At 70.3% G+C, this 8,429-nt stretch carries 11 protein-coding genes; 9 read left to right on the top strand and 2 right to left on the bottom strand.

From position 1 onward, the window contains the following. The 3 genes from OZ671_RS28745 to OZ671_RS28735 all read left to right on the top strand — a co-directional run. Positions 1-895 (top strand): DMT family transporter (locus tag OZ671_RS28745; protein WP_268863895.1); only part of this gene is annotated, 895 nt, incomplete at its 5' end. A gap of 6 nt (positions 896-901) precedes the next feature. Beyond that, positions 902-2,029 carry a CobW family GTP-binding protein gene (locus OZ671_RS28740; RefSeq protein ID WP_268863894.1) on the top strand — a complete coding sequence of 376 codons (1,128 nt, stop codon included), beginning with the start codon at positions 902-904 and terminating at the stop codon, positions 2,027-2,029. Beyond that, a complete protein-coding gene (locus tag OZ671_RS28735; RefSeq protein WP_268863893.1) occupies positions 2,026-2,586 on the top strand; it encodes a DUF924 family protein in 561 nt (186 codons plus the stop codon). The genes OZ671_RS28740 and OZ671_RS28735 overlap by 4 nt, the downstream gene beginning before the upstream one ends. 89 nt (positions 2,587-2,675) lie before the next feature. On the opposite strand, the gene gluQRS is transcribed toward OZ671_RS28735, so the two are convergent. After that, positions 2,676-3,587 carry a tRNA glutamyl-Q(34) synthetase GluQRS gene (gene gluQRS, locus OZ671_RS28730; RefSeq protein ID WP_268863892.1) on the bottom strand — a complete coding sequence of 304 codons (912 nt, stop codon included), beginning with the start codon at positions 3,585-3,587 and terminating at the stop codon, positions 2,676-2,678. A gap of 72 nt (positions 3,588-3,659) precedes the next feature. Here gluQRS and OZ671_RS28725 point away from each other — a divergent pair, with 72 nt between their 5' ends. From OZ671_RS28725 to OZ671_RS28715, 3 genes are all read left to right on the top strand, one after another. Continuing rightward, positions 3,660-4,310, top strand: a complete 651-nt coding sequence (locus tag OZ671_RS28725; protein ID WP_442957140.1) for a DNA-3-methyladenine glycosylase family protein — start codon at positions 3,660-3,662, stop codon at positions 4,308-4,310. Positions 4,311-4,474: 164 nt separating this feature from the next. Next, positions 4,475-5,119 carry an alpha/beta hydrolase gene (locus tag OZ671_RS28720; protein WP_268863890.1) on the top strand — a complete coding sequence of 215 codons (645 nt, stop codon included), beginning with the start codon at positions 4,475-4,477 and terminating at the stop codon, positions 5,117-5,119. A 154-nt stretch (positions 5,120-5,273) separates the two neighbouring features. Continuing rightward, complete coding sequence (locus tag OZ671_RS28715) at positions 5,274-5,819, top strand: HNH endonuclease (protein WP_442957139.1); 546 nt, start codon at positions 5,274-5,276, stop codon at positions 5,817-5,819. A gap of 17 nt (positions 5,820-5,836) precedes the next feature. Here the strand turns inward: OZ671_RS28715 and OZ671_RS28710 are convergent, their stop codons facing one another. After that, the gene (locus OZ671_RS28710; protein WP_268863889.1) at positions 5,837-6,361 is read right to left on the bottom strand and encodes a disulfide bond formation protein B; all 525 of its coding nucleotides are present in this window, start codon (positions 6,359-6,361) and stop codon (positions 5,837-5,839) included. A gap of 118 nt (positions 6,362-6,479) precedes the next feature. On the opposite strand from OZ671_RS28710, the gene pgsA reads away from it, so the two are divergent. Genes pgsA through OZ671_RS28695 form a run of 3 tightly spaced genes read left to right on the top strand, consistent with a single transcriptional unit; the run spans position 6,480 to position 8,417 of the window. Then, positions 6,480-7,085, top strand: coding sequence for a CDP-diacylglycerol--glycerol-3-phosphate 3-phosphatidyltransferase (gene pgsA, locus OZ671_RS28705; RefSeq protein WP_268863888.1), 606 nt, complete (start codon positions 6,480-6,482; stop codon positions 7,083-7,085). Next, positions 7,082-7,333, top strand: coding sequence for a molybdopterin converting factor subunit 1 (gene moaD, locus OZ671_RS28700; RefSeq protein ID WP_268863887.1), 252 nt, complete (start codon positions 7,082-7,084; stop codon positions 7,331-7,333). The genes pgsA and moaD overlap by 4 nt, the downstream gene beginning before the upstream one ends. A 7-nt stretch (positions 7,334-7,340) precedes the next feature. Then, positions 7,341-8,417 carry an MBL fold metallo-hydrolase gene (locus tag OZ671_RS28695; protein ID WP_268863886.1) on the top strand — a complete coding sequence of 359 codons (1,077 nt, stop codon included), beginning with the start codon at positions 7,341-7,343 and terminating at the stop codon, positions 8,415-8,417. Positions 8,418-8,429 lie beyond the last annotated feature (12 nt).

The following is an 8,429-nucleotide window of genomic DNA, read 5'->3' as shown; positions in this document are numbered from 1 at the left end:
CACGCCCGTGAGCCTGTCGCCGCGCGCGATCGGCATCGGTGCGGCGCTCGCCGGCGCCTTCGCCTACGGCATCAATATCGTCTATGCCCGCGCGGCGACGCAGCAGGGCGTCTCCGCGGCCGATCTCGTCTTCCTGCGCGTCTTCCTGATGCTCGGCGCGGTGACCGCGACGATCGGGCTCGCCGGCGGCTCGCTGCAGGTCGAGCGCCGGCATCGGCCGGTCCTGGCGCTGGTCGGCGTCAGCTCGGCCGGCATCGGCCTTGCCTATTTCTTCGCCGTCTCCTTCGTGCCGATCGGCGTCGCCGCGGTGATCTTCTACACCTTCCCGCTGCTGATCCTGATCGCCAGCCCCTTCGTCGACGGCGAGCGCCTGACGCTTGCGCGCCTCGCCGTCTTCGCGCTCGCCTTTGCCGGCCTCGCCGTGGCGCTCGGACCGACGCTCGGCGCCATCGACCTGCGCGGCGTCGCGCTGGCCGCCGCCGCGAGCCTTTTCGCGGCCTGCCAGTTCTTCGCCGCCGCCCATGCCGGCCGGCATGTCGCGCCGTCGGCCCTGCTGTTCTGGTCGCATGTCGTGATCATGCCGATCGCCGGCCTTGCCGCGCTCTGGCACGGCCTCGGCCAGCTGAACGCCCTGACCGGCGCCTGGTTCGCCGCCGCCATGACCATGCTCGGCTATCTCGCCGGCTTCGCCTTCCAGATGCTCAGCGCCCGCAGCGCGCCGCCGGCGCTCGTCGGTCTTGTCTTCTGCCTCGAGCCGGTGGTGGCCATCGCCACCGCCAATCTCGTGCTTGGCGAAACGCTGACGACGCCCCAAATGGTGGGAAGCCTTCTCGTCCTCGCCGCCCTGGTCGCATCCTCGCTCGCCGAGCTGCGGCGCCGGCCGCAGCCCGCCTGACCGACCATGCCCGACACATCCGCCTCCGATGCCCCCCGCCCGCGGCGGCCGCGACCGCCGATCCCGGTGACCGTGCTCACCGGTTTCCTCGGCGCCGGCAAGACGACGCTGCTGAACCGGCTCCTCGCCGATCCCGGCCTGAAGAACACCGCCGTCCTGATCAACGAATTCGGCGAGATCGGGCTCGACCACCTGCTGGTCCGCACGGTCGAGGACGGCATCGTCATGCTGTCCTCCGGCTGCGTCTGCTGCTCGGTGCGCGGCGATCTCGTCGCGGCGCTCGAAGACCTCTTGCGCGCGCTCGACAATGGCCGCATCGACCCGTTCGACCGGGTGGTGATCGAGACGACGGGGCTCGCCGACCCGATTCCGGTCATCCACACCATGATGGCGCATCCCTATCTCGTGATGCGCTACCGGCTCGACGCCGTGATCACCGTGATCGACGCGGTGAACGGCCTCGCAACGCTCGACGCCCATCCGGAAGCCGTGAAGCAGGCCGCGGTGGCCGACCGCATCGTGCAGAGCAAGACCGATCTCGCCGACGGTGAGGCGCGGCGCGCCGATCTCGCGCGCCTGGAGGCGCGGCTGGCCCAGCTCGCGCCGGCGGCGATCCGGCTCGACGCCGCCAGGGGCGAGGCGGATGCCGCGGCCGTGCTCGCCGCCGGCCTCTACGATCCCGCGACCAAGCTGCCCGATGTCGCCCGCTGGCTGAACGAAGCGGCGCTGACCCCCGATGATGCCGGCCATGCCCATGACGACGGCATCAAGGCCTTTGCCCTGACCAGCGACCAGGCCATGGGCTCGGCGGCCTTCGACATGTTCCTGGAACTGCTGCGCGGCGCCCACGGGCCGAAGCTCCTGCGCGTCAAGGGCGTCGTCAAGATCGCCGAATTCCCGGACCGGCCGGTGGTGATCCACGGCGCCCAGCACGTCTTCCATCCGACGACGGTGCTCGACGCCTGGCCGGACGGCGATGCCCGCACCCGCATCGTCTTCATCCTGAAGGACATGGAGCCGCGGGTGATCCAGGCGCTCCATGACGCCTTTCTCGGCACGGCACGTCCGGACCAGCCGGACCGCGCCGCCCTGACCGACAATCCGCTCGCCATTCCAGGACTGAGAGGCCGATGACCGACAGCACAGCGGCGATTGCCACCCCGACCGAGGTTCTTGCCTTCTGGCGCAAGGCCGGACCGGATTTCTGGTTCGTCAAGGACGAGGCCTTCGACCGGGCGATCTCCGAACGGTTCCTCGCCACCTACGAGGCGGCCGCGGCGGGATCGCTGGAGAGCTGGGAAACGACGGCCGAGGCGACGCTGGCCCTCGTCATCGTGCTCGACCAGTTCCCGCGCAACATGTTCCGCGGGACGCCGCGCGCCTTCGCCGCCGATCCGCTGGCGCTGGCGATCGCCGAGCGCGCGGTCGGCAAGGGGTTCGACCGGCTGATCGGGCCGGATCTGCGCAGCTTCCTCTATCTGCCCATGGAGCACTGCGAGCAGATCGGCGTGCAGCGCCGTTCGGTCGCGCTGTTTGCGACGCTCGGCGATGCCGAGCTCGACCGCTACGCGGTCATCCACCACGACCTGATCGCGGCCTATGGCCGGTTTCCCCACCGCAACGCCATTCTCGGCCGCACGAGCACGGCGGAAGAGCTCGCCTTCCTCGAAACCGATGGATTCAAAGGGTGATCTTGGCGAATGGCGAGTAGCGAATGGCGGCGGCCGGAGCAGGCAGCGCGACACGCGTCGCCGCATCCCCATTCGCCACGCGCTACTCGCTACTCGCCATGCGCTATCTGCCGCCTGACCTCGTCGGGCGTCACACCCATCGCCCGCAGCGCGGCCAGCCCGGTCGCCGCTTCGCTTTTCGACAGCTTGCGGCCATCGGCGCCGAGCACCAGCCGATGGTGGCGATAGACCGGCTCCGGCAGGCCGAGCAGGGCCTGCAGCAGCCGGTGCACGGCCGTCGCCTCGCGGAGGTCCTGCCCGCGCACCACGTGCGTCACGCCCTGGAGCGCGTCGTCGACCACGACCGACAGGTGATAGCTGGTCGGCACCTCCTTGCGCGCCAGCACCACGTCGCCCCAGCGGCCGGGATCGGCCGGAACGTGGCTTGCCGGCGCGCCGGTTTCGTCGACCTCGGTCCAGGCGAGCGGCCCGCCGAGCCGGGCCAGAGCCTCGGCCATGCGCAGCCTCAGCGCGAAGGGTTCGCCCGCCGCGATGCGCCGCGCCCGCTCCGCCGCGCTCATCGCCGCGCCCCGCCCGGCATAGAGCGGTGCGCCGTCGGGATCGGTCGGCCAGGGGCGCCCCCCGGCCGCGGCCCGCTCGGCGACCAGCGCCTTCAGCTCCGCCCGGCTCTCGAAGCTCGCGAAGACGAGGCCCATCGCGTCGAGCCGGTCGAGCGCGGCGCGATAGGTGGCAAGATGCTCCGACTGCCGGCGCGGCGGCATTTCGAAGTCGAGCCCCAGCCAGGCGAGATCCTCGATGATCGCCCGCTCGAATTCCGGCCGGCAGCGCGTCCGGTCGATATCCTCGATGCGCAGCAGCAGGCGGCCGCCGAGGCGGCGCGCCATGGCGGCGTTTTCCAGCGCGCTCAGGGCGTGGCCGAGATGCAGCAGCCCGTTGGGGCTCGGCGCGAAGCGGAGCACGGCGGGCTGGTCCATCGAAATCGGCTGATGCGCGGCGGCCATGTTCAAGCCTATGCTGCGCGCCCCGCCGGAAGGCAACCGGTCAAGACCACCCAGCACGATCAGGCCATGGCGATCACCCATATCGAGACCGAGGCGGATCTGACCGGTGCGCTGGCCGCGCTGGCGAAGCTCTGCCCGCACATGGCGCGCACCCATGCCGAGCTCGGCGCGCCGCCGCTGCGCCGCCGCGCGCCCGGCTTCGAGGGCCTTGTGCAGATCGTCGTGTTCCAGCAGATCTCGGTCGACGCGGCGCGAGCCATCTGGGCCCGCTCGGAGATGGTGTTCGGCAGCTTCACGCCGGAGATCCTCGGCGCCGCCGACGACGAGGCCTATCGGGCGGCCGGCCTGTCGCGGCCGAAAGTGCGCACCCTGCGCGCCATCGCCGCCGCGGTGACGGCCGGCGCGCTCGACCTCCCGGCCCTCGCCGGCCTTGCCGCCGACGAGGCCCATGCCCGCCTGACCGCGGTGAAGGGCATTGGCCCCTGGACCGCCGATGTCTATCTGCTGTCCTGCCTCGGCCATGGCGATGCCTGGCCGGCCGGCGACGTCGCGCTGCAGTCGGCGGCGGGCGACCTGCTCGGCCTCGCCGCGCGCCCGACGGCCAGGGAGATGGGGCCGCTCGCCGAGCGCTGGCGGCCCTATCGGGCGGTCGCCGCACGCCTGCTCTGGGCCTATTACGCGGCGCGGCGCACCGGCCGCCTCGCCGAGCCCCTGGTGGCCTGACCCAGCATGGGCCGGTGCCCGGTGCCAGGCCCCGGAGCAAATGCTGGACTCACAAGGGCCATCAGCAACTTTTGATCGTCCGGTGGAGCTTTGAACGTGACATTCGCGACCGCACCAGATGTCGAAAGGAGAGCGAATGTCACATTCGCTCCACGGGTCGCGTGATGCTGGACGGCCCACGCCTCGGTCCGCTGTCCGGCCGCGCCCGCCAGCTCGTGGTGATCCTGCACGGCTACGGTGCCGATGGCCACGACCTGATCCCGGTGGCGGAGGCCTGGCGCCCGGCCCTGCCGGATGCCGCCTTCGTCGCCCCCGACGGCCCCGAGCCCTGCGCCCATATGCCGGACGGCCGGCAATGGTTTCCGCTGGATCTGCGCGATCCCAGGGAATATTGGGCCGGCTGCCTCGGCGTGCGCCCGGCGGTCGACGCCTTTCTCGACGCGGAGCTTGAAAGGCTCGGCCTCGACGACGGCGCGCTGGTTCTCGTCGGTTTCAGCCAGGGCACCATGACGGCGCTGCATGTCGGCCTGCGCCGGGCCCGGCCGGCAGCCGCGCTCGTCGGCTATTCCGGCCGGCTCGCCGGGCTCGACCGGCTCGGCGAGATCACTGCCCGTCCGCCGGTGACGCTGATCCATGGCGCCGAGGACGACGTCATCGCCGCGACCGACATGGCGGTGGCGGCGACCGCGCTCGACCGGGCCGGCCTTCGCGTCGAGACCCATCTGGTGCCGCGCCTCGGCCACGAGATCGACCGACGCGGCCTCGATTTCGGGCTCGCCGCGGTCCGGCGCGCCCTCGCATCGGCCTGACGGAGGACCGCAAGGCTTCACAAGACCGACACAGTGCTCCTATTATTTACCGGCATCTGCTTTCGCTGCTCGCGAATCAGCGGGCAGGACCGGTCGCAGGGAGTTGCTCGTGACGGTCGCCGTATCGCCCAGGGATCTGCCGGTCTCGACCAGCATTTCCCCCGGTTCATGGCCTGCCCTGGTGCTCAACGCGGATTATCGCCCGTTGAGCTACTACCCGCTGTCGCTCTGGTCCTGGCAGGACACGATCAAGGCGGTGTTCCTCGATCGCGTCTCGGTCGTCTCCTTCTACGAAAAGGCCATCCGCTCGCCCAGTTTCGAAATGCGGCTGCCGAGCGTGGTGTCGCTCAAGACCTATGTGAAGCCCTCGCGCAACCCGGCCTTCACGCGCTTCAACGTGTTCCTGCGCGACAAATTCCGCTGCCAGTATTGCGGCGACTGCAACGACCTGACCTTCGACCACCTGGTGCCGCGCTCCAAGGGCGGCCAGACCACCTGGGAGAACGTGCTGGCCGCCTGTTCGGCCTGCAATCTCATGAAGGGATCGAAGACCCTGCGGGAATCGGGCATGCAGCTGATGCAGCATCCCTACGCCCCGACCGTGCAGGACCTGCACCGCAACGGCCGGCTGTTCCCGCCGAACTACCTGCACGAAAGCTGGATGGACTATCTCTACTGGGACACCGAGCTGGAGCCCTGAGGCCCCCGGCGAACCGGTCAGGCGTCGCGGCGTGCCGCGCCGACAAGGGCCACCAGCGACAGGACGGTTGCGATCAGCGCATTCCAGCCGGCCAGCGAAACGCCGAACAGCCGCCAGGCGGCCACCGTGCAATCGACGACCGGCGGTCCCGACCGCAGCTGCCGCATCAGGTCGGCGGGCGTGCGGGCGAGCGTCGAGGGCTGGGCGCAGGTCGTCGGTCCCTGCCAGAAGCCCCATTCGGCGCCGGCATGGTAGATGCCGAGCCCGGCGCCCCAGGCCATGACCAGGGCCAGCGCCAGAAGGCCGATGCGGATGACCAGCGGCGGCAGGCGCAGGACGGCGCCGATGGCGAGGGCGAAGGCCAGGGGAATGGCGACATAATAGGGCACGCGCTGCTCGAGACAGAGCGGACAGGGGGCCAGACCGATCACGTACTGGAAGAAATAGGCGCCGAGGATGGTCGCCGTCGCGCCGCCGCCGACGAGGAGCGCGGCGGCAAGGCGCAGATTGTTGCGGGCATGAGTCAAAGTGCTTGCGGTCATGGCCTCTGTCTTGGGCCGATCACGACGATCTGTCCATCCCGCCGGGCCGCGATGTCGCCTTTCGGTTGACCGGCGACGGCCCCTCGTTCATCACAAGATCATGAGCTCGGCAGATCCGATGCCTCGCGTGCGCCGCGGCGGGGCATTCAACATACCCAACATGCTCACCTACGGGCGGGTCGTCGCCGTGCCGCTGGTGGCTGCCTGCCTGTTCGCCCAGGTCATCTACGAGGGCGGGCTCTGGCTGCGCTGGGTGGCGCTCGCCATTTTCGCCATTGCCGCCATCACCGACTATTTCGACGGTTATCTCGCCCGCGCCCTGTCGCAGCAGTCGGCGATCGGCCGCATGCTCGACCCGATCGCCGACAAGCTGCTGGTCGGCGTCGTGCTCTTGATGCTGGCGGCCGACGGCACCATCCTCGGCTGGTCGCTCTGGGCGGCGGTCATCATCCTCTCGCGCGAGATCCTGGTCTCGGGCCTGCGCGAATTCCTGGCCGAACTCAGGGTTTCGGTGCCGGTCACCCAGCTCGCCAAGTGGAAGACCACGGTGCAGCTCGTCGCGGTCGGCTTCCTCATCGCCGGGCCCGCCGGCGACCAGGTCCTGCCCTTCGTGACGCAGTTCGGCATCGGCCTGCTCTGGATCGCCGCGCTGCTGACGCTCTATACCGGCTTCGACTATTTCCGCGCCGGCGTCGGCCACCTGATCGATGAGGACGAACGGTGAAGATCCTCTATTTCGCCTGGGTGCGCGAACGCGTCGGCAAGGCCGAGGAAACCATCGTCCTGCCGCACGAGGTCAGGACCGTCGCCGACCTCATCGGCCATCTTGCCGAACGCGGCGACGAATATGCCTATGCCTTCGAGAATCCGAAGGTCATCCGCGCCGCCATCGACCAGGTTCACGTCAAGCCGTCGACACCGCTCGCGGGCGCGCGCGAGATCGCCTTCTTCCCCCCGATGACGGGCGGCTGACCGGGCCATGCCGACGCGCCGGACGATCCTCGGCGGCTTCGCCTCGATCCCGTTCCTCGCCGCCGCCGGCGCCCTGTTCGCCGCCCGCGCCAACCCCTACTATGCCGGGCCGGTCTCGGACCATTTCGACGGCAGCCGCTTTTTCGATCCGCATGGCGCGCCGCCCCGCTCGCTCGGCGATCTCCTGCGCTGGCAGTTCGGCTCCGACCCGCGCTCGCGCTGGCCGGCGTCCTGGCCGCTGGAGAGCGTCGACGTGCCGCCGCCGCGGGTCGAGGGCGACGCGCTGCGGCTCGCCTATGTCGGCCATGCCAGCTGGCTGATGCAGACGCGCGGCCTCAACATCCTCTTCGATCCGGTCTGGTCGGAGCGCTTCTCGCCGTTCACCTTCATCGGGCCGAAACGCGTCAATCCGCCCGGCATCGCCTTCGAAAGCCTGCCGAAAATCGATCTCGTCCTGGTCAGCCACGGCCATTACGACCATCTCGACCTGGCCACGCTGTCGCGGCTCGCCGCGACCCACGACCCGCGCGTCGTCGCGCCGCTCGGCCAGGACAGCATCATGAAGGCGCATGATCCGGCAATCCGCGTGGAGGCGCACGACTGGGGCGACCGGGTCGAGATCGGCAACGGCATGGCCGTGCATCTGGCGCCGTCGCGCCATTGGACCGCCCGCGGGCTGTTCGACCGCAACAAGGCGCTGTGGGCCGCCTTCATCGTCGAGACGCCGGCCGGCCACGTCTACCATATCGGCGATACCGGCTATGGCGACGGCCATCATTTCCGCGAGGCCGGGCGCCGTTTCGGCGGCTTTCGCCTGGCGATCCTGCCGATCGGCGCCTATGAGCCGCGCTGGTTCATGAGCGACCAGCACATGAACCCGGACGAGGCCGTCCAGGTCATGCTCGACTGCGGCGCGACCCGCGCGCTCGCCCATCACTGGGGCACGGTGCAATTGACCAACGAGCCGATCGAGGCGCCGCGGGAGGGCCTTGCCGCGGCGCTCGCCGCGCGCGGCCTGCCGGCCGACCGTTTCCGCGCCATCCGGCCGGGCGAGGCCTGGGACGTGCCGCCCGCCACGGCCTGAGCGCCTGTCCCG

Origin of the sequence: Phreatobacter sp. AB_2022a (assembly GCF_026847585.1) — a bacterium.
Classification (GTDB): domain Bacteria; phylum Pseudomonadota; class Alphaproteobacteria; order Rhizobiales; family Phreatobacteraceae; genus Phreatobacter.
The sequence above is the reverse complement of the archived record's forward strand: the minus strand, read 5'-3'. Positions and strand labels throughout refer to the sequence as shown.